The organism is Nocardiopsis sp. iso_40 (assembly GCF_056173285.1).
Window position 1 is genome coordinate 184504 of record NZ_CM149666.1, and the last position, 25776, is coordinate 210279.

The window sequence follows — 25776 nt, forward strand, 5'->3', positions numbered from 1 at the left end:
CGTGCGTCGGTGCCGCTGCCCGGGACGAGCCGCCGCCGTCCCCTACTGCCGGGCCACGGCGGAGGCGCCGCCGCGCAGCACGAACTTCTGGATCTTGCCGGTGGCGGTCTTGGGTAGCTGCCGCACGAACTCCACCTGGGTGGGGGCCTTGAAGTGCGCGAGGTTGTCGCGGGCGAAGGCGATGACCTCCTCCTCCGTCGCCGCGGCCCCCTCGCGCAGTACCACGCAGGCGCGCGGGGTCTCGCCCCAGCGCTCGTGCGGGACGCCCACGACCGCCGCCTCCAGCACCGCCGGGTGGCGTAGCAGAACCCCCTCCACCTCGACCGAGGAGATGTTCTCCCCGCCGGAGATGATCACGTCCTTGATGCGGTCCTGGATCTCCACGTAGCCGTCCGGGTGGGTGACGGCGGCGTCGCCGGTGCGGAACCAGCCGTCACCCATCGCCTTCTCGGTGGCCTCGGGGTCGTTGTAGTAGCCCTTCATCACGACGTTTCCGCGCACGGTGATCTGGCCGACCGTGGTCCCGTCCCAGGGCACCTCGGCGCCGGACCCGTCGACCACGCGGAGCTCGCCGGAGGTGATCAGCTCGACGCCCTGGCGGGCCTTGACCGCGCCGCGTTCGCGCACGGGCAGGTCCCGGTGCTCGGGGCGGGGTTCGCAGACGGTGATGAAGGGAGTGGTCTCGGTGAGCCCGTACACGTGGGTGACGGTCCAGCCGAAGTCCTCCTCCAGCCGCTCGATGGTCTCGGCCGCGGGCGAGGCTCCGGCGGTGACCACGTGCACCCCGGCGGGGACGGGGCCGCGGGTGGCGTCGGGGGTGTTGGAGAGCATGATCAGCACCGTGGGGGCCGCGCACAGCCAGGTGACCTCCTCGGTGCGGATCAGCTCGAACACCTTCGCCGGGTCCATGGCGGGCAGGCACACGTGGGTGCCTCCGGCCGCCGTGACCGTCCAGGTGTAGGTCCAGCCGTTGGCGTGGAACATCGGCAGGGTCCACAGGTACTTCTCGCCGAGCCCGATGCGCAGGTGCAGCAGGGTGCCCACCGAGTTCATGTACGCGTTGCGGTGGGTGATCATCACACCCTTGGGGCGGGCGGTGGTCCCCGAGGTGTAGTTGATGGTCAGCAGGTCCGTCTCCGCGATCTCCGGGCGTGTGAAGCCGGGGTCGGACGCGGCGACCAGGGACTCGTAGTCCTCCCAGCCGGGGCGGGTGCCCTCCAGGGCCACGAACCGCTCCACGTCCGGCATCCGGTCGCGTACGCCGTCGACCGCGTCGAGCTGGTCGGAGTGCACGCACAGCACCTTGGCGCCGGAGTGGTTGACGATGTAGACGAAGTCGTCGGCGGTCAGGCGGAAGTTGACCGGGACGAGGACGGCGCCCAGTTGCGGCACCGCGTAGAAGGACTCCAGTTGCGCGTGGGTGTTGGGTGCGATGTAGGCGACCCGGTCGCCGTGCTCCACGCCCATGCCCTGGAGGGCGGACGACCAGCGGTCGCAGCGGTCGAAGAACTGTTCGTAGGTCAGCCGGAACTCCCTGTCGACCACCGCCTCACGCCGCGGGTACAGCCTGCGGGTGCGGCGGGCGAACTCCAGGGGGGTCAGGGTGAGTTCCATCGTGCCCTCTCTGTGTGTGGTGCTGCCTGTGGTGCTGTGTCGGAGCGGTTCGTTGTGCGGTCCGGGGCGTCGGCCCGGTGGCGCCGCGCCGGAGCGGTCGTCCGGGTTCACAGCCCGAAGAGCCCGGCGGCGTTGTCGTGCAGGACCCCTCGGAGCCAGTCGGGGCCCAGGTCCAGTTCGACCAGGACCCGCAGCTGCTCGCCGTAGGAGTAGGGGATGTTCGGGAAGTCGGTGCCCAGCAGGACGCGGTGCCCCAGGTCCCGGAGCCGGGGGAGTTCGGCCCGGGGGTAGGGGGCCAGGCGTTCGATGAACGGGGTGAACGCCATGGTGGTGTCCAGGTGGACGCGGTCGTACCGTTCGGCCAGGTCCAGGAAGGCCGAGTACTCGGGGGCACCCGCGTGGGCGACCACGGCGGTCAGGCCCGGGTGGGACCGGAGGACCTCGGAGAAGGGTCCGGGTCCGGTGAACTCACCGGGCAGGGGGCCGGACCCGCAGTGCACCACGACCGGGGTCCCGGAGTCGGCGAGGGCTCCCCAGACGCCGCTGAGCAGGGGGTTCCTCGGGTCGTAGCCGCCGACCTGGAGGTGGGCCTTGAAGATCCGCGCCCCCGAGCCGATCGCCTCGGCCACGTAGTCCACGGCCTCGGGCTCGGGGAAGAAGGTGGCGCTGCGCAGCGAGTCGGGGTGCCGGGCGGCGAAGCCGGCGCCCCAGTCGTTGAGCCAGCTGGCCATGCCGGGCCGGTGCGGGTAGGAGAGCGCGGTGAAGTACCGGACCCCGAAGGCCCTCAGCAGGGCGACGCGGTCCTCCTGCGTCTCTCGGTAGGTGATGGGCCAGACGCCCTGCCCCAGGGCGTCGAAGTGGTCCCACACCTTGCGCAGGACGTTGTCGGGCATGAAGTGCGTGTGCACGTCCACGAGGCCGGGGAGTCCGAGGCCCTGCCAGAGCCGGCGGATCTCGGCGCTCTCGTCGGCCCCGGGAGGCGATGAGACTCCAGTCACATCGGCCAGCCTACGACGGGCCCGCCGGGCCGGGTGTCCGGGTGGGCCCGGCGGGTCCCTCCTGCCGGTCGGAGGCCGCTGGATCCGTGGTGGCCGTGGGCCGCCGGGTCAGTGGTGGCGGCGGTGGGCCCGGGCGTTGGCCGGGGCGATCCGGTTGTTGCGCAGGTGTTCGTAGACGATCGAGGCGCGCACGTCGGCGACCTCGGGGCGTTCGGTCAGCTTGTCCACGACGAAGGCGTACAGGCTGTTGTTGTCCGGCAGGGCCACGTGCACCAGGAAGTCCTCGTTCCCGGAGGTGACGAAGACCGACAGGGTGTCCGGCAGGGCCCTGACCCAGTCGCGGAAGGCCTCGATGTTGTGCCGGGAGGGCTTCACCACACTCACGGTGATGAGCGCCTGGACCGGACGTCCGATGAGTTCGAGGTCCACGTCCAGCAGTGAGCCCCGAATCACACCCTTCTCCCGCAGCGCGCGGGTCCTGTCCAGCGTGGTCGTGGGCGATGCGCCCACCGCCGCGGCCACGTCGCGGTTGGTTTTTCGTGCGTCTGACTGGAGTTCGGCCAGGATCGCCGTATCTAGTTCGTCAAGATCAGCCATGAACGCAGTTTACCCGTACTTAATACGGGTTGTTGTGTTTGACTCCGGAGCATGCGTAACATTTAAGCGAAAAGGTCGTATTTGGCTCGCCAGGAAGAGACCCTTCCCTGGACGGCAGTGTCGCCCGCCGGTCGGCCCCGCTCTGGTGCAACGCCGCACCACCGCAACACAAAGGGACGTCCTTCACCATGAGACCTTCCTCTGTCGTGGCCGTCACCGACCGATCGTCGGTACGCCCGGAACTACGGGGCCGTATCCTGGCCCTGGTCGCCATCGTCTGCGCGGCGCTCAACCTGCGCCTCGTGGTCACCTCGCTGTCCCCGCTGTTGACCACGGTGGGGGCGGAGTTCGGCTTCGCCGCCACCGTCGTCGGCGTCTTCGGCACCCTGCCGCTGATCGCCTTCGCGGTCTTCGGCCTGGTCACCCCAGCGATCATGCGCCGCCTGGGTCCCGAGGCCACGGCCGCGCTCAGCATGCTGCTGGCAGGCGCGGGCCAGGTCCTGCGCGCCTTCGCGCCCGACACCGGAACCCTGCTGCTGCTCACCGGGGTCGCGCTCACCGGCGCCGCCCTGGGCAACGTCGTGCTGCCTCCGCTCATCAAGCAGTACTTCCCGGACCGGCTGGCCACCCTGAGCACCGTTCAGATGGTCGCCATCCACATCGGCGCCCTCTTCCCGCCCCTGGTCGCCGTCCCCCTGGCCGAGGTCGCCGGATGGCGGGTGGCCCTGGGCTCCTGGTCCCTCCTGGCCCTGGCCGCGGCCGTGCTGTGGGCCTTCCAGTGGGCCGGGTCCGGGTCCACCGCGCCCCGGGCCCCCGCCCCCTCCGGCGGGGCGGCCCTGGCCCGTCCGATCTGGCGGGTGGGCATGGCCTGGCGGATGGCACTGCTGTTCGGCATGGTCACCTGGAACGTCTTCACGCTGTTCACGTGGCTCCCCGCCCTGCTCACCGACGCCGGGCACAGCGCTGCCATGGCCGGGAGCATGGTCTCGCTGATGGTCGGCACCAGCCTGTTGTTCGGCCTCGTCGCACCCACCGTCACCCTCCGGGCGGCCAACACCTTCCCGATCGTCGCCCTGGGGCTGGGCGGCTACGCGGTCGGCTACCTCGGTGTGGCCCTGGCGCCGCAGTTCGTTCCGGTGTGGGCCCTCTTCCTCGGCCTGGGCACCAGCCTGTTCGTGGTCACCATGACCATGATCAACGCGCGGAGCGCCACCCCGCAGGGCGCCGCCGCCCTCTCCGGGTTCGTCCAGGGCGCGGGCAGCGGTATCGCACTGGGGGGTCCGCTGCTGTTCGGCCTCCTCGGCGAACTCACCGGCGGGTGGACCGCCTCCTACGCGCTGATCGCCGGAGGGTCGCTGCTCGTGGCCTTCGTGGTCGCCTACGTCGAACGCACGCCGTGGACGATCGAGGCCGCGGCCCAGGGGCACCTCCCCGGCCGCCGGGCCGAGGAGCTCCTGCACGACTAGGCCGCGCACCGCACGGTCCGGTCGCGGGCGGGGCCCGGTACGGCGCCCTCCGGAGCGGTGGCACCTTCCGGAGGGCGCCGCCGGGCGCGGGACGCACGAAGCCCCGAACGGTGCACATGAGGCCGATAGTGGCCATTTCCCTGAATAGGCGCCACATACTTACTCAAAAGCTCGCTGATGCCCACAACAGGCGCATAATGGCGACATGAGCAACCCACCCCCCGAAACACCCTCCTTCGTGCTTTCCGCATTCCGCACCTGACACCCGCGAACCGCATGCACACCGTGCCGGGGGCGACAGGACCGATGCCCGGAGCGGGATCCCGGGCCGTCCCGACCCCCTCGGGGAACACGACGGGGGCCCACACGCCATGACGATGGAACGGCGAAAGCCGCACCCGCTCCCGGCCCCGCCGGTGGACGGTGCGGCCGCGGCCGCACCCCTCCTGCGCAACCAGGACTTCCAGGCCCTGTGGACGAGCCGCTTCCTCGCGGGCCTGGGCAAGGAGAGCGGCGAGGTCGCCTACCCCCTCCTCATGCTGCTGCTGGCCGGGTCGGCGGCCCAGGCCGGAGCCGTCGGCGCCGCCCAGGTGGCCACCGCCATGGTCACGGCGGTGCTCGGCGGGGCACTCGCCGACAGGGTCGACCGGCGCACCGTACTGCTGGTCTGCGACCTCGGCCGTCTGCTCCTCCTCGTCTCCTTCGCCGCCGCGCTGTTCGGCGGCTACGCGACGGTCACCCTGGTGGTCTGTGTGGCGGTGGTGTCCTCAGCGCTGATGGGGGTCTCCAACCCGGTCGCCATGGCCGCGGTCAAACAGCTCGTGCCGCCGTCGCAGATGGCTGACGCGGCCGCGCAGAACCAGATCCGCTTCTTCACCACGACCGCCCTCGGCGCGCCCGTCGCCGGGTTCCTCTTCAGCCTGGGCCGGGCCTTCCCCTTCCTGGGCGAAGCCTTCTTCTACCTGCTGTCCGCGGCCCTGATCCTGCGCATCCGCAGGCCCATGCAGGCCGACCGCCCGGCCGAGACGGAGCGGTGGAGCCTGCGCGGCTCGGTGAGCGGCTTCGCACTGCTGGCCAGGCACCCGATCCTGCGGCCGATGATGCTGTGGATCGTCGGTTTCAACGTCGCCTTCACCCAGACCGGGGTGTTCCTGGCGCTCATCGCCACGGCCGACGACCGGGGGGCCGACAACCTCGTGGTCGGCCTGACCGTCTCCCTGGCGGGGACCGGCGGTCTGTTCGGCGCCCTGGTCGCGGGGACCGTCGTGCGCTGGGTGCGGCCCACGGTGATCCTGCTCTTCACCGCCTGGCTCGCCCCCGTGTGCGCGCTGGCGCTCCTGGCCGCCCCGGGCGTGCTCTCGCTCGGGCTGATCGCGGGCTGCGTGTTCGCCGCGGTTCCGTGTGTGAACGCGGTGTTCTACGGCTACGTCGCGACCTCCGTGCCCGACCACCACCAGGGGCGGGCGCTCGGCGCGGTGACGTTCATGTCCCTGCTGTCCCAGCCGGTCGGGATCCTCACCGTGGGGATCGTCTTCGACCTGGCCGGGCCGTCCCCGGTCTTTTTGATGATGGCCGTCGTTTCGGCGCTGGCCGCCCTGTTCACGCTCGGCCCCACCACACGTGACCTGCCCCGGCCGGAGGAGATCGCGGTTCCCTGACCGCGACCCGGCCCCGGAAACGGAGCGGCCCCGCCGAGGGGCGGGGCCGCAGGAGGGAACTCCCGGGTCGGCGGGTCAGCCCGTGACCGGCATCGCCATCACCGGCTCGGCGGTGGGCTGCTGCGAACCTCCCTCGGGCTCGATGGTCACCGCGACGCCCTCGGTCAGCTCGTCCGGCTCCGCGAGCACCGGCAGCACGAACCCCGAGTCGTCGACGGAGATCAGGCCGGCCGAGTACACGGTGCCGTCGTCCCGGGTCAGCCAGAGCTGGTAGTCCTCGTCGTGCAGCTGTTCCAGGCCGTGCGCGCTGAACACCAGGTTGCCCAGGCTCTCCGAGTGCACGACGGTGACGTTCACGCCCTCCATCGGCTGGGCGCTGGTGGAGACCGCGTCCGGCGCCGAGATCACCGCGGCGATCTGCTGTTCGTTGGCCCGGAGCTCATCCACCTGACGGCGCTGTTCGACCACCAGCGCACCCAGGGCCAGGACCGCGGCCAGGCAGGCGGCCAGGGCCAGCCCGAGAGCCCAGGGCCAGCCGCGCCGCCGGGGCTCGGGCAGGCGTTCGGGCGCCGGGGCGAGTTGGCGGGTCCGCGCGACCTCCTCCAGCACCCGTTCCCGCAGCTCGGCGGGGGGCGTCTGCGCGGTCGCCGACGCCAGCAGGGCGGAGGTCTCGGTGAAACCCCGGACCTCCTGTACGCAGGAGTCGCAGTCGGCGAGATGGTCCTCGAAACGGACGCTCTCGGTCGGGGTGAGGGCGTTCAGAGCGTAGGCGCCCGACAGCGTGTGCAGGTCCTGGTTGAGCGTCCTTCTCACCATTCCACCCCCAAACAGTCCCTCAGCCTGATAAGTCCGTCACGCATGCGCGTCTTGATGGTTCCCAGGGGCGCGGACAGCAGCTTGGCCACCTCACGGTAGGAGTACCCGCCGTAGAAGGCCAGCCGCACCGACTGCTCCTGGAGTTCGGTCAGGGTGTCCAGACATCGGCGCACCCGTTCTCGTTCGAGCCTGTTGGTGGCCTCCTCGGCCACCTCGTCGTAGGGGCGCTCGGTGCCCGCGGCGGCCGCCCTGGCCTCGCGGTCGCTGTTGGCCTGCTCCGAGCGCACCCGGTCCACCGCCCTGCGGTGGGCGAGGGTCATCACCCAGGCCTGCGGGCTCCCCCTGCGGGCGTCGTAGCGGCAGGCGCTGCGCCACACCTCGACCATGACCTCCTGGGCTACCTCCTCCGACTGGGCCGGATCGCGCAGGATACGGCGCACCAGGCCGTAGACGGACGGGCTGATCAGGTCGTAGACCCGGCCGAAGGCCCGTTCGTCGCCGCGTGCGACCAGGAGCAGCAGCTCCTCCAGCCCAGGTGGAACGGCATCGGCCGCCTCCCGCGGTACCGCTGCTGCCCTGTCCATCTGAACCCTTCTCGTCTCGGGGGTACGGCTCTTCGCTCGGAACGGGGGCGGCGCGGGCGCCGCCCCCGGGTCCCGGACCTGGACCCGGACGGCCCGGCGTCAACGCTCGGACCGCCCGGGGGCCTCAGGCCGGAACAGCCTCCCACTAGGAGGGCATCAGGACCGTGTCGACGATGTAGACGGTCGCGTTGGAGGTCTGGACGTTGCCGCAGACCACCTTCGAGTTGCCGTTCACCGTGAACTCCTCGCCGGAGCCCTCCGTGGTGACGTCGTCGCCCTGGAGCGAGGTGAACGTGCCGTCCTCCAGCGCGTCGGGGGCCTGCTCGCCCTCGACCACGTGGTAGGTCAGCACCTCGGTGAGCTGCTCCTGGTCCTCGAGGAGGGCGTTCAGGTCCTCCTCGGGGATCTTGTCGAACGCGTCATTGGTGGGCGCGAAGACGGTGATGTCCTCGGCCGAGTTCAGCGTGTCGACCAGGTCGGCCTCGCCCACGGCGGTGACCAGCGTGGACAGCAGCGGGTTGTTGGAGGCAGCGGTGGCGACCGGGTCCTGGGCCATGCCCTCGAAGCTGCCGTCACCGTCCTCGGGCACCTCGGCGCAGCCCGGGCCGAAGTTCTCGCCCGCGGTCTCGGTGCTCTCGTCCATGTTCTCGTCCATCCCGGTGCCCTCGGTCTCCTCGGCGCTACCGGTCTCGGTGTTCTCCTCGGTGCCGCTGTCGTCCATGCCGCCGCAGGCGGTCAGGCCGAAGGCGAGGGCGGCGGCCGCGGCGGTGGTGGTGAGCGCGCTCTTGCGGATCATTGTTCTCTCCCTTGTCATTACTTCTTCGTGTCCGGTTTGTTGCTGTCCGTGATGGTCTGTTGGTCTGGTGTTCTCTCCGGCGGCCCGGGACCGGGCCTCAGGTCGCCGTGAACTGGATGCGGTGCCAGCCGGTGGCACCGTCGGGGATCGGGTCCACCCTTTCGGCGGGCTGGGTGAAGCCCGTGGAATCGGTGGCCCTGACCTGGACGGAGTGGTTGCCGGGGTCGAGGGTGGTCTCGGCGACCCACTGGACCCAGGTGTCGATCCCGGGGACGGCGGCGAGTTCGGCCTCCCACCAGTCGCCGTCGTCCACCCGCACCTCCACCGCGTCGATCCCGCGGTGCTGGGCCCAGGCGACCCCGGCCAGTACGACCTCGCCGGAGTCGACCCGGCCGAGCGGGGCGGGCACGTCGACCCGGGACATGGTCTTGACCGGTGCCCGCACCCCCCAGCCGCGCTGGGCCCAGTAGGCCTGTTCGTCGGAGAAACGGGTCAGTTTGATGTCGGTGACCCACTTGGTGGCGCTGACGAAGCCGTACAGGCCGGGCACCACCATCCGCGCTGGGTAGCCGTTGACGTGGGGGAGGGGTTCCCCGCCCATGCCGACGGCCAGGAGCGCGTCGCGGCCGTCCATGACGACCTCGGTGGGCGTTCCGCAGGTCCAGCCGTCACTGGAGGTGCTGAGGATCTGGTCGGCGCCGGATCGGACCCCGGCCTCGCGCAGCAGGTCGGCGAGGGGGAAGCCGAGCCACCGGGTGTTGCTCACCAGGTCCCCGCCGACCTGGTTGGACACGCAGGCCAGGGTGATGTCCGCCTCGACGAGCTGACGGGACAGCAGTTCGTCCATGTCGATCTCGAAGGGGCGGTCCACCATGCCGTGCACGCGCAGCGTCCACCGGGTGGAGTCCAGCCTCGGGATGGTGAGCGCGGTGTCGATCCGGTAGAAGTCCTTGTTCGGGGTGGTGAAGCGGGCCAGTCCGGGGATGCCGAGGTCGGCGCCGGCCGGCAGCGGGGGCAGGGCCGAGGCGGGCGCGGGCAGGGCCAGTTCGGCCCGGGAACCCGCGCCGGACGTCAGGGAGGGCAGCCAGCGTCCGAGGGCGCCGGCGGATCCGGCGGCGGCGAGGACCCCCGCCGCGGTGAGGACGAAACCGCGCCTGCCCGGTCCGCGGTCCGGTCCGGGAGCGGGGGCGGCGGTCGTGGCGCCCTCCGCGTCCGCCATCGGCTCGTCCTCCCCTTCCGGGCCCACGGGGCCGGACCCCTGCGCGGTCCCGTGGGCGTCCTCCTCCTCGCTGCCTGCTTCGGTCCCGTTCGGCGGGCCGGTGAGGGATCGCGCCTTCCTCAGCAGGAGGGCGAGGGCCACGGCTGCCGCCGCCGTACCGACGACCACGGCCGAAGCCGCCCCCAGGTCGTCGGCACGGCGGAGGACGACGGCGGCGAGCCCCGCCGCCGCGAACACCAGCAGTCCCGCGTACCCCACCAGGGGGCGGCGCAGAGCCACGACACCGAGCACCGCCCCGACCAACACGAGGACGACCAGCACTCCGGTGATCAGGACGGCCTTGTCAGCCGTACCGAAGAGCGAGATCGCCCACTCCATGAGGAACGGGGGACTGTTGTCGACGAGCGCGTCGCCGACCGTGACCACGGGAGAGGTCGCGCGCAGGAGCCCGGCGGCGAGTTCGCCGAAACCGAGCGCCGTTGCGACGACGATCAGGCCGGTCGCCACACCGACGGCAGTTCGCCGTCCGCCGTGTGACCGGTTCTTTTCCCCACGTGTCCTGGTGTTCACGTGGGGCATTCGGGGCCGGCGCGGGAACGGATTGGTGGGCATGGCTTTTTTTCTCGGTTTCTTTTTCGACGGGCTCCGGCGGACTCTGCGGGCACCGCTCAGGAGGGGAGGAGGAGCATGCCCACCACGTGGACCGTGGCGTTGGCGGTCCGGACGTCACCGCAGACCACGGGTGCGTAGCCGTTGACGGTGTACTCGCCGTCCGAGGCGGTGGCGCGCAGCAGTCCGCCGTTGCGGGAGTCGAACACGCTCCCGTCCAGCTCCTCGGTCGGGACCCGTCCCTCGACCACGTGCTGGTTGAGCACGTACGCCAGGCCCTCCGGGTTCCCGAGGATGTCGTCCATCTCCCCGTCCGGATACATGTCGAAGGCGTCGTCGGTGGGTGCGAACACGGTGAGCCCCTCGGCCGCGTCCAGGTCCTCGCTGAGTCCGGCCCGCTCCAGGGCCTCGGACAGGTTGCCCAGGACCGGGCTGTCGGCGATGGCCGTGGCGAACGGCTGCCCGGCCATCTCGTCGAAGCTTCCCGCCCCCTCGCCGGGGAAGTCCGAGCATCCGGGGCCGAAGGGCTCCGCCGCGCCCCCGACGTCGGCCGAAGCCTCCCGCGGGGTCTCCCGGGCGGCTCCCTGCCCGGCCTGGTCCCGGTCACCGCCGCCGCAGGCGGCCAGAACCAGCACGAGGGCCGCCGCGGCCGAGGCGAGGGTGGTCTTGCGCATCTTCACGCCTCCGAGGGATCTCCCTTGGTAACAGAACTGTAACTCTACGTGACTGATGCCGGTTGTGCGGTGTCCGACTCACCCGTTTCGGCAGGTGCCGGTAACCGAAGAATCCCCCATAGGGATCACCCCTGGCCAGGACGGTCGACGGCGGTCCTACCGGGACGCTGTGGTCGGTTCGGCCCCACGAGTGCTGCAGGATGTTGCCCGTACGTCTCCTCAACGATCGGAGTTCCCCCACATGGCGCGGAAGACGCCCCTCACCGTGGTCGCGCTCATGGTCTCGGGCAGCCTCCTGCTCAGCGGCTGTACCCCTGTGTCCGACTGGTGGTCCGAGACCTTCGGCGACGCGTCGGGTCCGCCGGAGGTCAGGGAGGAGTTCCCCTACGTCCGTGAGGGCCGCATCTTCCAGGACACCGGCCAGGACGCCGAGATGCGTTTCTCGATCACCGGCCTGGAGCGGACCGACGAGTACACGGTCATGCACTACGAGGTCACCTACCTGGACGACTTCACCGGGCCCAACCGGAACCTGAGCATGGCGCACACCCTCGTCGACCCGCTCACCGGCCGGGTGTACCGGCAGTTCCTCGACGGGGAAGGCCTCAAGTACGGCTCGGAGAGCCCGAACGGGGACGGCCTCTACCCCGTGCACGACGGGGTCACCAACGAGTACACCCGCTACTTCCCGCGCATCCCCGACGAGGTCGCGCAGGTGACCTTCGTCGGCAGCGGCCTGGGCGCCATGACCGGTATCCCGATCCAGGACGTGGAGGCCGAGCGGGAGGCCCCGGAGAACCCCAACGGACCGGACCACCTCACCCTCGACAACCCGCCCGGACGAGGCGAGAACCTCACCTTCGCCAACCGGGCCCCCGACGAGGACGCACAGGCCGACGAGGGGTGGGTGCAGAGCTTCGTCGACTCCGAGGTCGCCTCCACCACCCGTGACGGCGACCGCGAGATCATCTCGCTGCACTCGGACGTGATGTTCGAGTTCGACCGCTCGGACCTGACCGAGAGCGCGGCCGACGTGGTGCGGCGCGCTGCCACCACGCTGGCGGACAACGTCGACCCCGACGACCCCACCATCACCGTCATCGGCCACACGGACGGCATCGGGGACGACGCCTACAACGACAACCTGTCGGTGGAGCGCGCCGAGTCCGTGCGCGACCTGCTCGCGGAGGAGCTCGGCACCGACTACAGCCTGGAGGTCGAGGGGCGGGGCAAGCGCGAGCCCATCGCGCGCGAGGGCGGCCCCGACGACGAGCAGGCGCGCGCCCGCAACCGCCGGGTCGAGTTCTCCTACGTCTTCAACCCCACGGTCGAGGCGACCGAGGAGGAGGAGTACGACGACGACGGCCTGGGCGCGGCCCAGCGCAACGTCACCTGGCCCGCGCCCTACAGCGACGACCCGGGCTCCCTGGTCGCCGAGGGCGAGGAGGGCGGGGTACGCCTGGAGGTCTACCCGCTCCGCCGGGACGGCGCCTACGTCATCGGCACCGTGGCGATGACCAACACCACCGACGCACCCCTCACCCCCGAGCTGGGCGGTTCGGAGACGGTGGCGGGCGGCCCCGAGCAGTTCAACAAGGGCACGCTCGGCGGCTTCCAGCTGTTCGAGCCGGAGAGCGGACTGGTGCGCTACGTGGCGCAGATGGACTTCGGCGAGAACCGCTACAGCAGCTTCGCCGAGGAGGTGCACATGATCCAGCCCGGCAACACCCACGAGCTGGTCGCGGTCTTCCCCGCGCCCCCGGTGGACGTGGAGGAGCTGACCCTGCGCGCCGGCCCGTTCGGTGAGTTCGAGGAGATCCCGGTCGACTACTAGCAGCGTCCTTCCCGGGCCGTCGCCTCGCGTCGGCCCGGGGCCGAGGACCGGCCCGGCCGCCGGGCGAGGGGCCGCCGCCCGTTGCGGCGGCCCCTCGTGTTCGCGGGGTTCCCGGGTCTGCTTCCCCCGCCGGGTCCCGGGGCCCGGCCGGGGCGGCGGGTCAGAAGTGGGTGCCGCCGTCGACGCGGAGTTCGGTACCGGTGACGAAGGCGCCGTCGTCGGAGGCGAGCATCGCCACCACCGACGCCACCCGGTCCGCACCGGCGAAGCCGCCGTCGCCGAGGGCGGGGGACAGCTTCGCGAACAGGCCCATGTCGGCGTCCTCGGGCAGGCCGGGGCCGCGGCTCTGGCCGCTGGCGCCGCTGCCGTCGGTCATGCCGCTGGAGACGGAGCCCGGCTGCACCGAGTTGAACCTGATCCCCTCCTTGGCGTATTCGCTGGCCAGCGCGTGGGTCATGGACTGTACGCCGCCCTTGCTCGCCGCGTAGGCCGCCATGTACGGGTGGGCGAAGACCGCCGAGGTGGAGCTGAAGTTGACCACCGCCGGGCCCTCGCCCCCGCGCAGGGCCGGGAGGGCCTCGCGGATCACCAGGAAGGTGCCGACCAGGTTGATCCGCAGGATCCGTTCGAAGTCCGCCAGCGAGGTCTGCTCGGTGTGTGCGGAACGCAGGACGCCCGCCGCGTTGACCAGGGCGTCCAGCCCGCCCAGGGCGTCGACGGCGGCGCGCACCCCTGAGCGCACGGAATCCTCGTCGCCGATGTCCATGACGACGGTGGCCAGCCGGTCCGCGCCGTTCCCGGCCCGGTCCAGGGTGTCCTTCAGTCCGGCCTCGCTCACGTCCGCGGCGACGACGCTGCCGCCCTCGTCGAGGATCCGCAGCACCGTGGCCTGCCCGATGCCGGACCCGCCGCCGGTCACCAGGGTGCGGCGTCCTTCGTAACGGTTCATGGCCTTCTCCACTCTCTCGGCGTCCGGTTCCGTGCCCCGGGCGCACACGCTCTACTGCACACTATGTCTTGATGGCACGTTTTGCCACCAATGCAAACCGTGCCATGGTGGCGCGTGCGGGAATAGGATGGCGGTGATGAACACCGAGACCTCCGAGGGGCCGCAGCGCCCCTCCCTCACCGAACGCCGCAGGGCCGACACCCAACTGGAGATCGCGCGTTCGGCCGCCGCGCTCTTCGCCGAACGGGGGGTGGACGGCACCACGGCCGAGGACGTCGCCCGCGCCTGCGGGGTGTCGCTGCGCACCTTCTACCGCTACTTCCGGACCAAGCAGGAGGCGGTCGGCCCGCTGCTGCTCACCGGCGCGGACCAGTGGCGGGAACGGCTCGGCGAACTGGAGCCCGGGCACGGGGTGGCCGAGGCGGTGGAGCGCTCGATCACCGAGGCGCTCACACCCCGGGGGGAGAACGAGACCGAAGCGCTGGAGTGGACCCGCGCCCTGGTCCGGGCCGCCCGGGAGGACGCCTCCCTGCGCGCCGTCTGGTACCGGGTCAACCAGGAGTCCGAGGAACTGCTGGTGCCGGTGCTGGCCCGCGCCACGGGGCGGGAGGAGGGGGACCTCGTGCTGTGCCTGGCCGCGGCGGCGGTCACCGACGCGGTGCGGCTGTCGATGGAGAGGTGGGCGGCGGGGGACGCCTCCGCCCTGGGGGAGGAGGGCCCGGCCGTGCTGGTCACGCGCTGTCTGCGTGCCCTGGGGGCGGGCGTCCTGGACGGACTGGGGCCGGGCTGAGCGGGCCTGCCGCCGACCGTGCGGCGCCCGGGGGCCGTGCCCCCGGGCGCGTGTTCCGGGTGGTCCCGGGAGTCCTAGTTCCGGATCTGGCCGGCGGCCTGGAGGACGACGCGTTCGAGGTCGCCGCGCTCGACCTCGTCGAAGTAGGCGATCGCGGTGACGTGGAAGTCACCGGGCAGCTGCAGGTACAGGTGGCGGCTGGAGCCGTCCACGGTGCCGACGTACTCCAGGTCGCCGCCGAGGTCGTCGGAGTCCTCCGTGTGGTAGGTGTCCACGTCCACGTCGACGTCCACCTCCCAGTTCATCTCCGCTTCGGAGCCGGGCACCCGCACGACGTCCGGGTTGGCGCTGGGGTCGGCGCCCGAGGTGAACACGAGGGTGAACGAGGGGGTGCCCGGATCGGTGCCCCCCTCGCTGAACGTGCAGGAGAGCTGCTCGGCGTCCTCGATCCCCTCGACGGGCCCGCTCTCCTCGGTCAGGACCGTCCCCGGGGCCACGCCCTCGACGATCTGGGCCGCGCCCGCGGCCTCACACGACTCGGGGAGGCCGTAGGACGAGGCGACCTCCTCCTGGCCCTCCTCCGCGTCCTCGGGGCTCGGGTCGGCGCTCGCCTCCTCCGTGGGGGCGTCCGCGTCGCCCGACGACAGGTTCAGGTCCAGGTCGAGGTCGACCACGTCGCAGCCGACGAGGACGACACCGCCGATGACGACCGCGGCGACGGCTGTGCCCAGGCACGAAAGGGGTGTGGAGGGGATCAGGCGCATGGGTGGCTTTCGGTTCGGGGTGCGCCGGGCTGTGGGAGGGGGCTCCGGCGGGGGACACAGGGAAACCTAGCAAGTCCGGCGGGTCCGGGGCGCCCTCCCCGTCACCCGGCTGCGGGGCCGGTTCCGGGGCGCTCCCGGGACCGGCCCCGCGGACCGTGGGCGGATCAGAAGTTGATCATGTGGCCTGCCAGGCCGTGCACGGCCTCCTTGACCGCTTCGCTGAGGGTGGGGTGGGCGTGGATGTTGCGCGCCACCTCGTGCACCGTCAGGTCCCACTGCTGGGCCAGGGTCAGCTCCGGAAGCAGCTCGGTGACGTCCGGACCGACCAGGTGGGCGCCCAGGAACTCCCCGTACCCGCCGTCGGAGATGATCTTCACGAAGCCCCGGGTGTCGCCCAGGCCGTGCGCCTTGCCGTTGGCCATGAACGGGAACTTGGCGACCCGCACGTCGAAGCCCGCCTCCCTGGCCTCCTTCTCGGAGTACCCGAAGCTGGCGATCTGCGGCTGGCAGTAGGTGGCCCTCGGGACGAACCGGTAGTCGATCTCCTGGGTCTCGGCGCCCGCGATGGTCTCCACCGCGACGATCCCCATGGCCTCGGCGGTGTGCGCCAGCATGAGCTTGGCGGTGACGTCGCCGATCGCGTAGATGTGCGGGACGCTGGTGCGGCCGCGGGAGTCGATGTCGATGGCGCGCCGTTCGGTCAGCGCCACACCCGCCTGCTCCAGGCCGTAGCCCTCGACGTTGGGCTCGAACCCGATCGCCTGCAGGAGCTTCCCGGCCTCCAGGACCTGCTCCTTGCCGTCGGTGCCGGAGACGGTGACCCTGACCCCGGAACCGGTGTCCTCGACCTTCTCCACCCTGGTGGAGGTCATGACCTTCACACCGAGCTTCTTGTAGGCGCGGGCGATCTCCTTGGAGACCTCCTCGTCCTCCATCGGCACCATCCGGTCGAGGAACTCCACGATGGTGACGTCGACCCCGTAGTTGCTCATCACGTAGGCGAACTCGACGCCGATGGCGCCCGCGCCCGCGATGATGATGCTCCCGGGGAGCTCCTCGCTGAGGATCTGCTCCTCGTAGGTGACGACCCGCTCGGACAGGGAGGTCCCCGGGATCAGCTTCGTGGACGACCCGGCGGCGATCACCGCGTTGTCGAACGTGACGGTGCTGGTCGATCCGTCCTCGCCCCTGACCTCGACCGTGTGGTCGTCGACGAAGGTGCCGCGCCCGTTGAGCTCGGTGATCCCGTTCTTCTTCATCAGGAAGTGGACGCCCTTGACCCGGCCGTCCGCGACCTCGCGGCTGCGGCTGAACGCCTTGCCGTAGTCGAACTCGACCGTCCCGTCCACCCTGATACCGAACAGGTCGGCGTCGTTGTGGAACAGGTGGGCGAGTTCGGCGTTGCGCAGGAGCGCCTTGGAGGGGATGCAGCCCACGTTGAGGCAGACCCCGCCCCAGTACTTCTCCTCGATGACGGCGGTCTTGAGGCCGAGCTGGGCCGCGCGGATCGCGGCGACGTAACCGCCCGGCCCGGCGCCGAGGACGACCAGGTCGAAGTGTTGCTGTCCCATGACGGGATCTCCTTGAGTGTGTTTGTGACGCACCCAGTGCAGCCGGCTTGCCCGGGGTGTCGGATTGCCGAACGCCAGCCTAGTCGCGGACCCCGCCTCCGCGCGTGACCATGCGCGCCCGCGACCCTACTTTCGGGAGTCCTCCCCGGCCACGGGGCCGGAATCCGTCCCGGTGAGGCCAACGGGGGCTCCCGGGACGCCCTCGGCCCCGGCGGAGTCCCCGGTTCCGGCGGAGTCCCCGGTTCCGGCGGAGCCCTCGCTCCCGGCGGCGAGCCGGGCGGTCTCGGCGTCGTAGGCCTCGGCCGCCTCCCTGAGGGCCCGCGCCCTGCGCTCCCGCTGGTCCTTGACGCTGGTGCGGACGGGGATCGCCGTCATGCCGAAGATGAGCGCGAACGTGAGCCAGACGGCGTACCTGTCCACGAGCAGGACCACGTCCACCCCGGCCTGCCCCGAGTGGTACCCGACGAAGGCGACGACGGAGGTGATCATCAGGGCGCCGATCACGTCCAGCAGCAGGTAGGTGCGCAGCCGCATCCCGCTCACCCCGGCGATGATGTGCGGGATGCCGCCGGGGACGCCCGGCAGGTAGCTCAGCGGGATGAACAGCCGCATGATCCACGGGTTCATCGTCTCCAGGCGTTCGGCGAACCGTCGGCCCCGCTCACTCGGGACGAGGAAGTGCACGATGCCGCGTCCCCAGCGGCGGCCCACCCACCAGAAGAGCCAGTCGATCTTCACCTTGCCGACCACGCCGGCGACGAGCACGAGCCACACCGGGCCCTGACCGGTGCCGGCGAAGGCGGAGGCGGCCCCGACCGCGGCGTGGCTGCCCGTGACGAAAGCCAGGGGGATCGGGTGGTCCGCGACGAAGAGCGGACGCAGCGGCATGGTCAGGAGGAAGAACGCCGGAACACCGATGAGGAGCCAGAGCAGGACCTTGTCCTGCCGCTTCATGCTGCCCTGCCAGGGCTTCATTCCCTTCCACTGGGCCCTGCCGCGCTCGGCCTCCTCCCGGTCCCACTTCTGCCTGGCGGCCTTGAGGGCCTCCTCCCGGGTGGGGCGGGGGGCGTCCGGCTCGCTGTGCCGGGAAGCGGTGTTCGAGGTCATGCCAGTACTCTCCCGCGACCGGGGGATCCCCGGTAGATGTCGTCGTCATCGCACCGCAGTGAGGTACGCGTGGCCCGGCCCATGACAAGTGTCAGGTGTCGGCCGCCCGGGCCCGGTGGCCCCCTGGTTCCTCAGCGCTCGGGCGGTCGCATCGGCCACTTCCAGTGCGGGGCCCAGGTGCTGCTGTCGGAGACCCCGGGCGGCATCGGGGGCAGCAGGCGCGCACCGGGCGGGAGGCCGTCGTCGAGGGGGTCGGGCGCGTGTGCCGGGGCCGGTTCCGGCAAGGGCTCCGGCTCCCGCACGGGGTCCGGCTCATGGAAGGGCTCCGGTTCCTGGAACGGGTTCGGAGCGGAGAGCGGATCGGGGTCCCGGAGCGGCCGGGGGGAACGCCACACGGGTTCGTCCGGGTCCGGCCCGGCCGACACGGGATCGATCGGCCCCAGCTGGTCGGAGTCCGGTTCGGCAGCGGTCGGGAGGGCGGACCAGGGAGCGGGGACGGAGAAGTCGTCGGGCTCGTCGGACTCATCCGGCCCCTCGGGCGGTTCGGCCGGGGACGCCGAGGCGGGCCCCGGGCTGATCGGGACGTCCTCGAACGCCGGGGACAGTCCCGGCTCGGGTGCGTCCAGGGTCGGGTTGAGGGCGCCGAACGGCGCCGACATCGGACCGGAGTCCACCTCGGCGAAGTGCGCGGCCACCCCGAAGTGCCGGGGCGGCCGACGGTGCGCGCCGGTGTCCTCGTTCTCGATCGGCGGGGCCTGCGGGTGGCGGACCGAGCCCGCCGGGTGCATCCGCGACCACCACGCGGCGGCCTCGTCCGGGTGCAGCTCCTCCAGGACGGTGAGGGCGCCCGTGATCTGCGGGTGCCGGCGTCCCGCCCGCCATGAGTGCATCAGTGACTGCGGTTCCAGGACCAGGACCCGCTCGCCGTCCACCAGGGGGATGTCGCCGGGGTAGGCCTCGTTCCCGACCCAGGTGCCGTCGCCGCCGACCAGGTCCCACTCGCCGCGCACCACGTCGGCCAGCGGGTCCACCGGGCCGTCCAGGGAGGCGGCGACCCAGCGGGGGTCCGGGCGGGTGCCGGGCAGACGGTGCCCCTCCTTGCCGATGAGGGCGTCGGCGAGCAGGGTGTGCAGTTGGAAGTTGTCGCTCACGCCGTCGAAGCGCACGCGAAAGCCCCGCCAGGAGGCCCGGTCCAGGACCAGTATCCGGCTCACCTCGGACATCCGCAGCAGTTCCGCCACCTCGCCGAACTCGCTCAGCCGGGTGGAGAGGGCGTGCACGATCTGTCCGAGCTCGTTCAGCGCGCCGGGGTCCGCGCGCACCGCCGAGCGCACCCCGGGGTCGCCCAGCATGGCCTTGGCGGCCAGGCCGTACCGCAGGGAGGTCCACCAGCCGGCCGTGGCCAGCGGGGCGTTGTCGCCGAGGACCTCCTCGACCCGCTTCTCCTCCGCCTCGCCGGCGTCGTTCGGGGAGGGCAGCGACCCGCCGCCGGTCTTCTCCCAGGCGTGCATGAAGGCCGCGGCGGCCTGGCCGTAGCTGCCGAGCTGCCGCAGCACCTCCAGGCCCACCTGGCCCGCGGGGGCGCCGGACTCCACGAGGGCTCCGGCCAGGACCGACAGGTCGGCCGCGACGCCCGCGTGGGGTTCGCAGTCGCTGAGGACCGGAGTCAGCGCCTCCAACGCGATGGTGAGTTCCTCCCGGGGCACTTCGGAGGAGAGCCGGAACACGTCGTGTACGGCCTCCGGGAAGTCGGGTGCCTGGCTGGCGGCGGTGTCGAGCACACGTTGGAACGCGGCGCGGAACTCTTCAGTCACCCCAGAATCCTGTCATACCCGCCCGTGCTCTCCGTGGTCAGGACGCACGTGCACAAAACGGGCGGACGAAAACTCAGGCGGGGTCGGTGAAACGGACCTCTCCGCCTTTCTGGCCTGGGGAGAGAAAGGCGAGAAGGCGAACTCCCTCGGCGGTGATCTCCTCGGTTTCCAAGCTGTTCAGCGGGCGGAAGGGTGTGACGTCCAGGGAGGGCGCGCGGCGGCTCCGGTCCACCCGCCAGGCCGCGCCGACCTCGCCGTCGACGAGCACCGTGGCGGGCGGCATCCCGTTGCGCGCCGAGATGCGCCGGAGGTTCTCCGCGGAGATCACCCGGCTCCGGTCGGCGTGGCCGCGGAGCAGGTTGTCGAAGTCGTAGAGGAAACGCACCGGCGCCGGGGAGTCCGGCGCGGGACGCGGGGCGTCGGGCAGGTCGAACAGTTCCGTGCCCGCCTCGTCGCGGAAGGACACCAGCCGTTCGCGCAGTCCCTCCAGCACGCCCCTCAGCCGGGTCAGCCCCGACCAGGCCTGCGCGTCCCGCACGCTCGCCGGGCCGAAGGCCGCCAGGTAGCGCAGGACCAGCGCCTCCCGGTCCGGTCCGGGCGCCATGGGCCGCCCGGTCCAGGTGTCGGCCGGGGCCAGCGCCGCCGGACCCGAGGCGCCCCACACCCCGCGCGGCGGTACCTGCACGACCGGCAGCAGGCAGCGGACCATGTAGGACAGGTGCTTTCCGGGCACGCCCTCCCACCGTTCGCCGAGCCGCTCTCCCAGCTCCCCGGTGGTGAGCGGGCGTTCCTCCAACAGCTCCCGGCCCAGGGCGACCAGTGCCTGTCGGTCCACCCCGGCGGTGGCCCTGCCGTGCGTGCTGTGCGCGAGGTCCCGCTCGACGACCTCCTGGGTGGTCGGCCGCAGCCAGCTGGCGTCCTCGGCGGAGACCAGGTGCAGGGTGGAGCGCATCAGCGGCATCCGGACCAGGGCCCCGTCGGTGAGCAGCCGCCCCACCCCGTGCGGGTCCGGGTCCTCCATCCGGCTCTGCAGCCCGACGTACCAGCTGTGCGTGGTCTGCGCCTGGAGTCCCGCCAGTCGGCCGACCACGTCCGCCGCCGACCCGTCCACGCGGCTCAGCAGGAGTTGGCGGTCCAGGGTGGCGCGGTTGAGCGCGCGTCGGCTGAGGGTCGCGGACATGAGGGGTCCCTCCCGTGGTTCCGGAGTGTGCCGGAACCCTACCGGCAGGGTCGGACGGGACGGGGGTCCTGCGGACCGGGCGCGGGACGCGCGCCCGGTCCGGGAGCGGTCGGGTCCTAGAAGCGGTCGAGGAGCTGGGCGCAGCGGATCAGGCCCAGGTGAGAGTAGGCCTGCGGGTGGTTGCCCAGCGCCCGCTCGGTGACCGGGTCGAACTCCTCCGGGATCAGCCCCGTCGGCCCGGCGCAGTCCACCAGGTGCTTGAACAGCTCCTCGGCCTCCGCGCGGCGCCCGGTCAGCAGGTACGCCTCGATCAGCCACGTGGTGCACAGGTGGAAGCCGCCCTCGCCGCCGGGCAGGCCGTCGTCGCGGTGGTAGCGGTAGACGGTCGGGCCGCTGCGCAGTTCGGCCTCCACCGCGGTGACGGTCGCCTGGAAGCGCTCGTCGGAGGGGTCGATCATCCCGGACAGGCCGATGTGCAGCGAGGCGGCGTCCAGGTCCACGCCGTCGTAGGCGGTCGTGTAGGCCTGGGCCTCCTCGTTCCAGCCCTTCTCCAGGACCTCCTCCGCGATCCGCGCGCGCAGTTCCGGCCAGGTCGGGTCCACGGTGCGTCCGTACCGTCCGGCGAGGGCGAGGGCGCGGTCCAGCGTCACCCAGCACATCACCTTGGAGTAGACGCGCTGGCGGGGCTCGTCGCGCTCCTCCCAGATGCCGTGGTCGGGCTCGTGCCAGCGGCGGGCCACCGCCTCGGCCATGGCGCTCACCAGGTCCCAGTCACGGTCGGAGAGCTCACCGCGCACGCCGGCGAGCTGCGCGACGAGTTCGACGACGGGGCCGAACACGTCCAGCTGCACCTGGTGGTCGGCGAGGTTGCCGATGCGGACCGGGCGCGAACCCGCGTAGCCGGACAACGACTCGATGACCTCCTCCGGACCCAGACCGGTACCGCGCAGGCTGTACAGCGGGCGCAGCAGTTCGGGTCCGGGCAGCGACTCCACGACCCGGTGCACCCAGTCCAGGAAGGCCTCCGCCTCGGCGGTCGAACCGAGTGAGACCAGGGCCTGGACGGTCAGGGCGCCGTCGCGCAGCCAGCAGTAGCGGTAGTCCCAGTTGCGGACGCCGCCGACCTCCTCGGGCAGGGAGGTGGTGGCCGCGGCCATCACACCGCCGGTCGGTGTGCACAGCCCGCGCAGGGTCAGCGCGGAACGGGCGGCGAGGGACTTCTCGGTGAGGGGGAGTTCCAGGGTCTCCAGCCAGGACGACCAGTGCCGTGCGGCCTGCTCCTGGCGCTCGGCCTCGGTGTGCTCCCCGACCGCCAGGGAGTCGGTGCCGCAGCGCATCTCCAGCACGACCGGGCGCTCGGAGCGCGGGTGGACGGTGGCGCGGGCGACGTCGTCGGTGCCGTCGTGGTCCACGTGCCACTCCACGCCGGGGGAGCGCAGGACCATGGGGAAGTCGGCGCCCTGGATCCGCAGGCCCTCGGGTTCCACGGTGATGCGGATCGGTGCGCGGCCGAAGTCGGGGCGCGGGGCGAACTCGACGGTCGCGGGGGTGACGCCGCCGATCACCCGCACCAGGTCGGTGCGGCCGGGGCCGGTGCCGTGCGCCAGGTAGTCGGTGACCTCCAGGCGCGACCAGCGGGTCCGCACGGCCATGGTGCCGGGCAGGTAGCGCTGGCCGAGGGGCAGGCCGCCGTGCGCGGGGGCGATCGCGAAGACGCCCGCCTGGCGGCCGCCGAGGACCTCGGCGAAGAGTGCGTTGGAGTCCGGTTCGGGGTGGCAGAACCAGGACAGGCGCGCGTCCGGGCCCAACAGGGCAACGGAGGCCTGGTTGGACAGCATGGACATGCGCTCGATGGGGGTGGGGCGCTCCCCGAACACCCAGGAGCGCCGTTCGGTGGCGAGCAGGGACAGCAGGGTCGCCGCGGTCGGGGTGTCCGGGACGCGGTGCGCGGCCGCGGTGGGCTCCTCGCCGACCCGCACGCCCGCGTCGGCGCCGGCGTTGAGGTTGGCGAAGACCGGCTCCTCGCCGTCGCCGCCGCCGATGTAGAGGATCGCGGTGGCCTCGACCTGTCCGCGCAGCAGCTCCAGGGCGGCGGCCTTGTCCGCGGGCGGGGCGTCGGGGCCGGTGCCGGAGTGGTGCGGGTCGATGGTGAGGTCGGTGTCGAACTCGGTGCCGTAGGCGCCCACGAGGCGGATCTCGGCCGGCAGCCGGGACAGTGCGGCCAGGTCGCGCAGGGGGCGGGCGGAGATGACCGCGCACACGGTGCCGGGCAGGTCCGCGAGGTCGCGCAGGGCGCGGACGGCCTCGGGCAGCGGGCCCCTGCGGCCGGAGTCGACCGGGGCGAGGGCGCCGTCGTAGTCGCAGGCCACCAGCAGGCGCGAGGTGCGGGCGAGGGCGGAGACACGTTGCCGGACGTCGAGGGGCATGGCCTCAAGGGTCGTGTCGGACCCCTGCGGGTCCGCCGGAGCCGTCTCGACCATCTGGGTGAGCGTCACGTTGCCTCCTCCACTGGTCCACTGCCGACCTGGGAAATAGGTGAGATTCAGGACTCCGCGCACATAGGTCCGGTTCACACAGGTTTGGTGTGTCGAACGTAGATCCAGGGATGGTGGCGCGGGATGAGCCTCGGGGGACTTTGAACAGACTTAAGAAACATTTAACGTACAAGAGGACGAACCGGTTGTTCCGGCTGTTCTGGAAAAAGTCAGGTACCCCAGAAGTCAACGCGAGACTACCCGCGCCCCACGGCAGGTGGGGCACGAGTTTTGTGTGATGCAGGTCACCAATAACGGAATGTCCGGAACTGGGCGAGGTCTGCGCCGGTCACGGGACGTCCAGGCCACCGCCTCCACGGCGGTTCCCGGCGTCCGCGGGCCCGGGCGCGCGCTCCGCGTCGGGCGACGTGTGTTGGGACACCCCGGGCACGACGGACCCCGCCCCGGCGCGAACGTCCGTTCGCGCCGGGGCGGCGGGGCGGTCCGCGGCTCAGGAGCTGGAGGACTCCCACTCCGGTTTGCGCAGGTGGTGCACCCACGCGGGCGGGATGTTGGCGAACACCTTCTCCGAACCGACCCCGTAACGGTCGATCCAGTCCTGCACCAGCCAACTGGTCCTCGCCTGGCGCAGGTAGTCCTCCCGCCGGGCGATCACCGCCTTGACCTCCTTGGTGTACAGGTATCCGTAGAAGGAGAGGGTGCCGCCGGGGCGGAGCACCGTGAAGTAGTAGTCGAGGATCCCCTTCACCTGGTCGGCGGTGAAGTTGGCGAACGGCAGGCCCGACACGATCACGTCGTAGGTGCGGTCGGTTCCCATCTCGTCCACGAGGCAGGCGTGTACCTCGGTGCTGTCGGCGACCGCCGACAGCACCGGATCGCTCTCCAGGAGGCTCTCGACGTAGGACGCGAACTCGGGGTTGGCCTCCACGAGGTCCGCGGTGTCCCCCGGGCGCATCGCAGCGGCGATCCCGCGGCTGATGGCACCGGTCCCGGCACCCGCCTCCAGGATGCGCAGGGGCTGGTCGGGATCGGTGCGGAAACGGACGTGGTGTGCCATGGCGTGCGCCAGCGCGCTGCTGCTGGGCACGATGGAACCCGTCGCATGGAAGGTGCGCAGCGCCTGGCTGAAGAAGAGTCTGGTGTCACGCAGACGCTCGTCCAGCCTGAGGGCGGCAAAGGGTCCGGCGGGGCTCTGGATCTCGGACATGAGTGAACGCTAACGCCTCAGTGTCGCCCGGGGGAGTCCGTGCGGTCCTTTGTCCGGGAAACACCGCGTGGCCATCACCACCGCCCGGACGGGAACCCCGCACCCCCCGAAGCCCCCGCCAGGGGACTCGGGCCTCCGGCGGCCGGAACCGGGCAGCCTACGCTGAGGGGCATGAGCGACACCGAGAAGGCCCCCGCCGCCCCCGACCGCCCCAGGACCGCGCTGGTCACCGGGGCCTCCAGCGGTATCGGTGAGGAGTACGCCCGCAGGCTCGGCCAGCGCGGCTACGACCTCGTCGCGGTCGCCCGCAGGGAGGATCTCCTGACCGACCTTGCGCAGGACCTCCGGGAACGCTTCGGGAACGGGGTCGAGGTCCTCGCCGCCGACCTGGGCACCCCCGAGGGCCTCGCCTCCGTCACCGGGCGCCTGGCCGCCGACGGCACCGGGGCCGCGGCCCCGATCGACCTGTTGGTCAACAACGCGGGGCGGGGCGACGGCGGCACCTTCGCCGAACAGGACCCCGGCGAGATCGACGCCATGATCGACCTCAACGTCCGGGCCGTCCTCCACCTGGCCCGCGCCGTGCTGCCCGTCCAGATCGCCCGCCGCGCCGCCGGGTACGAGGGCAGGCTCGGCGTCCTGAACGTGTCCTCGATGGCAGGGGAGGTCCCCGCCAACCCCGGCGGCTCGGTCTACGGCGCGGGCAAGAAGTTCGTCACCCTGTGGAGCGAGAGCGTCGCCGCGGAGGTGCGCGGGCGGGGCGTCCACGTCACGGCGGTCCTGCCCGGCTTCGTGCGCACCGACATGACCCGGGGCGTCCAGGACCAGGGGCTGCCGGAGTTCGCCTTCGTGCCCAAGGAGCGCATCGTCCGCGACTCGCTGACCGCCTGGGCCGCGGGGCGTTCCGTGGTCGTCCCCGGCGGCCAGTACAAGGTGGCAGACGGTCTCCTGCGTGTCCTGCCCCGCTCGCTGGTGCGCGCGCTCGCCCGCCGGATGGCCTGAGAGGCGCCCCAGGCCCTCTCGAATGCTGAGAC

At 71.8% G+C, this 25776-nt stretch carries 21 protein-coding genes; 5 read left to right on the forward strand and 16 right to left on the reverse strand.

The window, feature by feature from the left end:
• Positions 1 to 42: 42 nt before the first annotated feature.
• The 3 genes from AC0VYD_RS00860 to AC0VYD_RS00870 all read right to left on the reverse strand — a co-directional run bounded on the left by AC0VYD_RS00860 (position 43) and on the right by AC0VYD_RS00870 (position 3209).
• The gene (locus tag AC0VYD_RS00860; RefSeq protein WP_475478111.1) at positions 43 to 1614 is read right to left on the reverse strand and encodes a long-chain-fatty-acid--CoA ligase; all 1572 of its coding nucleotides are present in this window, start codon (positions 1612 to 1614) and stop codon (positions 43 to 45) included.
• 107 nt (positions 1615 to 1721) lie between these two features.
• The gene (locus AC0VYD_RS00865) at positions 1722 to 2612 is read right to left on the reverse strand and encodes an amidohydrolase family protein (RefSeq protein ID WP_475478112.1); all 891 of its coding nucleotides are present in this window, start codon (positions 2610 to 2612) and stop codon (positions 1722 to 1724) included.
• Between the two features lie 108 nt (positions 2613 to 2720).
• Positions 2721 to 3209 carry an Lrp/AsnC family transcriptional regulator gene (locus AC0VYD_RS00870; RefSeq protein WP_191273875.1) on the reverse strand — a complete coding sequence of 163 codons (489 nt, stop codon included), beginning with the start codon at positions 3207 to 3209 and terminating at the stop codon, positions 2721 to 2723.
• Between the two features lie 188 nt (positions 3210 to 3397).
• On the opposite strand from AC0VYD_RS00870, the gene AC0VYD_RS00875 reads away from it, so the two are divergent.
• Both AC0VYD_RS00875 and AC0VYD_RS00880 read left to right on the forward strand, forming a co-directional pair.
• Positions 3398 to 4675 (forward strand): MFS transporter, encoded by a 1278-nt coding sequence (locus tag AC0VYD_RS00875; RefSeq protein ID WP_475478113.1) that lies wholly within the window; start codon positions 3398 to 3400, stop codon positions 4673 to 4675.
• 371 nt (positions 4676 to 5046) lie between these two features.
• Positions 5047 to 6333, forward strand: a complete 1287-nt coding sequence (locus AC0VYD_RS00880; RefSeq protein WP_475478114.1) for an MFS transporter — start codon at positions 5047 to 5049, stop codon at positions 6331 to 6333.
• Between the two features lie 75 nt (positions 6334 to 6408).
• On the opposite strand, the gene AC0VYD_RS00885 is transcribed toward AC0VYD_RS00880, so the two are convergent.
• From AC0VYD_RS00885 to AC0VYD_RS00905, 5 genes are all read right to left on the reverse strand, one after another.
• The gene (locus tag AC0VYD_RS00885; RefSeq protein WP_475478115.1) at positions 6409 to 7149 is read right to left on the reverse strand and encodes an anti-sigma factor; all 741 of its coding nucleotides are present in this window, start codon (positions 7147 to 7149) and stop codon (positions 6409 to 6411) included.
• Entirely contained in the window at positions 7143 to 7733 is a 591-nt protein-coding gene (sigK, locus tag AC0VYD_RS00890) for an ECF RNA polymerase sigma factor SigK (protein ID WP_452540257.1), read from the reverse strand. Before sigK ends, AC0VYD_RS00885 begins: the two co-directional genes overlap by 7 nt.
• 145 nt (positions 7734 to 7878) lie before the next feature.
• Entirely contained in the window at positions 7879 to 8529 is a 651-nt protein-coding gene (locus tag AC0VYD_RS00895; RefSeq protein ID WP_475478116.1) for a fasciclin domain-containing protein, read from the reverse strand.
• Positions 8530 to 8626: 97 nt separating this feature from the next.
• Positions 8627 to 10327: a molybdopterin-dependent oxidoreductase gene (locus tag AC0VYD_RS00900; RefSeq protein WP_475480145.1), complete on the reverse strand. Its 1701-nt coding sequence runs from the start codon at positions 10325 to 10327 to the stop codon at positions 8627 to 8629.
• A gap of 89 nt (positions 10328 to 10416) precedes the next feature.
• Positions 10417 to 11031, reverse strand: a complete 615-nt coding sequence (locus tag AC0VYD_RS00905; protein WP_475478117.1) for a fasciclin domain-containing protein — start codon at positions 11029 to 11031, stop codon at positions 10417 to 10419.
• A 241-nt stretch (positions 11032 to 11272) separates the two neighbouring features.
• Here AC0VYD_RS00905 and AC0VYD_RS00910 point away from each other — a divergent pair, with 241 nt between their 5' ends.
• Positions 11273 to 12865 carry an OmpA family protein gene (locus AC0VYD_RS00910; RefSeq protein ID WP_475478118.1) on the forward strand — a complete coding sequence of 531 codons (1593 nt, stop codon included), beginning with the start codon at positions 11273 to 11275 and terminating at the stop codon, positions 12863 to 12865.
• Positions 12866 to 13025: 160 nt separating this feature from the next.
• Here the strand turns inward: AC0VYD_RS00910 and AC0VYD_RS00915 are convergent, their stop codons facing one another.
• Entirely contained in the window at positions 13026 to 13814 is a 789-nt protein-coding gene (locus AC0VYD_RS00915; RefSeq protein ID WP_475478119.1) for an SDR family NAD(P)-dependent oxidoreductase, read from the reverse strand.
• Positions 13815 to 13950: 136 nt separating this feature from the next.
• Between AC0VYD_RS00915 and AC0VYD_RS00920 the strand changes: the two genes are divergently transcribed.
• Positions 13951 to 14604, forward strand: a complete 654-nt coding sequence (locus tag AC0VYD_RS00920) for a TetR/AcrR family transcriptional regulator (protein ID WP_475478120.1) — start codon at positions 13951 to 13953, stop codon at positions 14602 to 14604.
• A 74-nt stretch (positions 14605 to 14678) separates the two neighbouring features.
• Here the strand turns inward: AC0VYD_RS00920 and AC0VYD_RS00925 are convergent, their stop codons facing one another.
• From AC0VYD_RS00925 to AC0VYD_RS00955, 7 genes are all read right to left on the reverse strand, one after another.
• Positions 14679 to 15368: a hypothetical protein gene (locus AC0VYD_RS00925; protein ID WP_475478121.1), complete on the reverse strand. Its 690-nt coding sequence runs from the start codon at positions 15366 to 15368 to the stop codon at positions 14679 to 14681.
• Positions 15369 to 15532: 164 nt separating this feature from the next.
• Positions 15533 to 16939: a dihydrolipoyl dehydrogenase gene (gene lpdA, locus AC0VYD_RS00930; RefSeq protein ID WP_475478122.1), complete on the reverse strand. Its 1407-nt coding sequence runs from the start codon at positions 16937 to 16939 to the stop codon at positions 15533 to 15535.
• Between the two features lie 126 nt (positions 16940 to 17065).
• Entirely contained in the window at positions 17066 to 18046 is a 981-nt protein-coding gene (locus AC0VYD_RS00935; protein WP_475478123.1) for a DedA family protein, read from the reverse strand.
• 131 nt (positions 18047 to 18177) lie between these two features.
• Positions 18178 to 19860, reverse strand: a complete 1683-nt coding sequence (locus tag AC0VYD_RS00940; RefSeq protein ID WP_475478124.1) for a hypothetical protein — start codon at positions 19858 to 19860, stop codon at positions 18178 to 18180.
• Positions 19861 to 19933: 73 nt separating this feature from the next.
• The gene (locus AC0VYD_RS00945) at positions 19934 to 21040 is read right to left on the reverse strand and encodes a winged helix DNA-binding domain-containing protein (protein WP_475478125.1); all 1107 of its coding nucleotides are present in this window, start codon (positions 21038 to 21040) and stop codon (positions 19934 to 19936) included.
• 116 nt (positions 21041 to 21156) lie between these two features.
• Positions 21157 to 23535: a trehalase-like domain-containing protein gene (locus AC0VYD_RS00950; RefSeq protein WP_475478126.1), complete on the reverse strand. Its 2379-nt coding sequence runs from the start codon at positions 23533 to 23535 to the stop codon at positions 21157 to 21159.
• Between the two features lie 490 nt (positions 23536 to 24025).
• The gene (locus AC0VYD_RS00955) at positions 24026 to 24742 is read right to left on the reverse strand and encodes a class I SAM-dependent methyltransferase (protein WP_475478127.1); all 717 of its coding nucleotides are present in this window, start codon (positions 24740 to 24742) and stop codon (positions 24026 to 24028) included.
• Between the two features lie 171 nt (positions 24743 to 24913).
• Here AC0VYD_RS00955 and AC0VYD_RS00960 point away from each other — a divergent pair, with 171 nt between their 5' ends.
• A complete protein-coding gene (locus tag AC0VYD_RS00960; protein WP_475478128.1) occupies positions 24914 to 25744 on the forward strand; it encodes an SDR family NAD(P)-dependent oxidoreductase in 831 nt (276 codons plus the stop codon).
• Positions 25745 to 25776 lie beyond the last annotated feature (32 nt).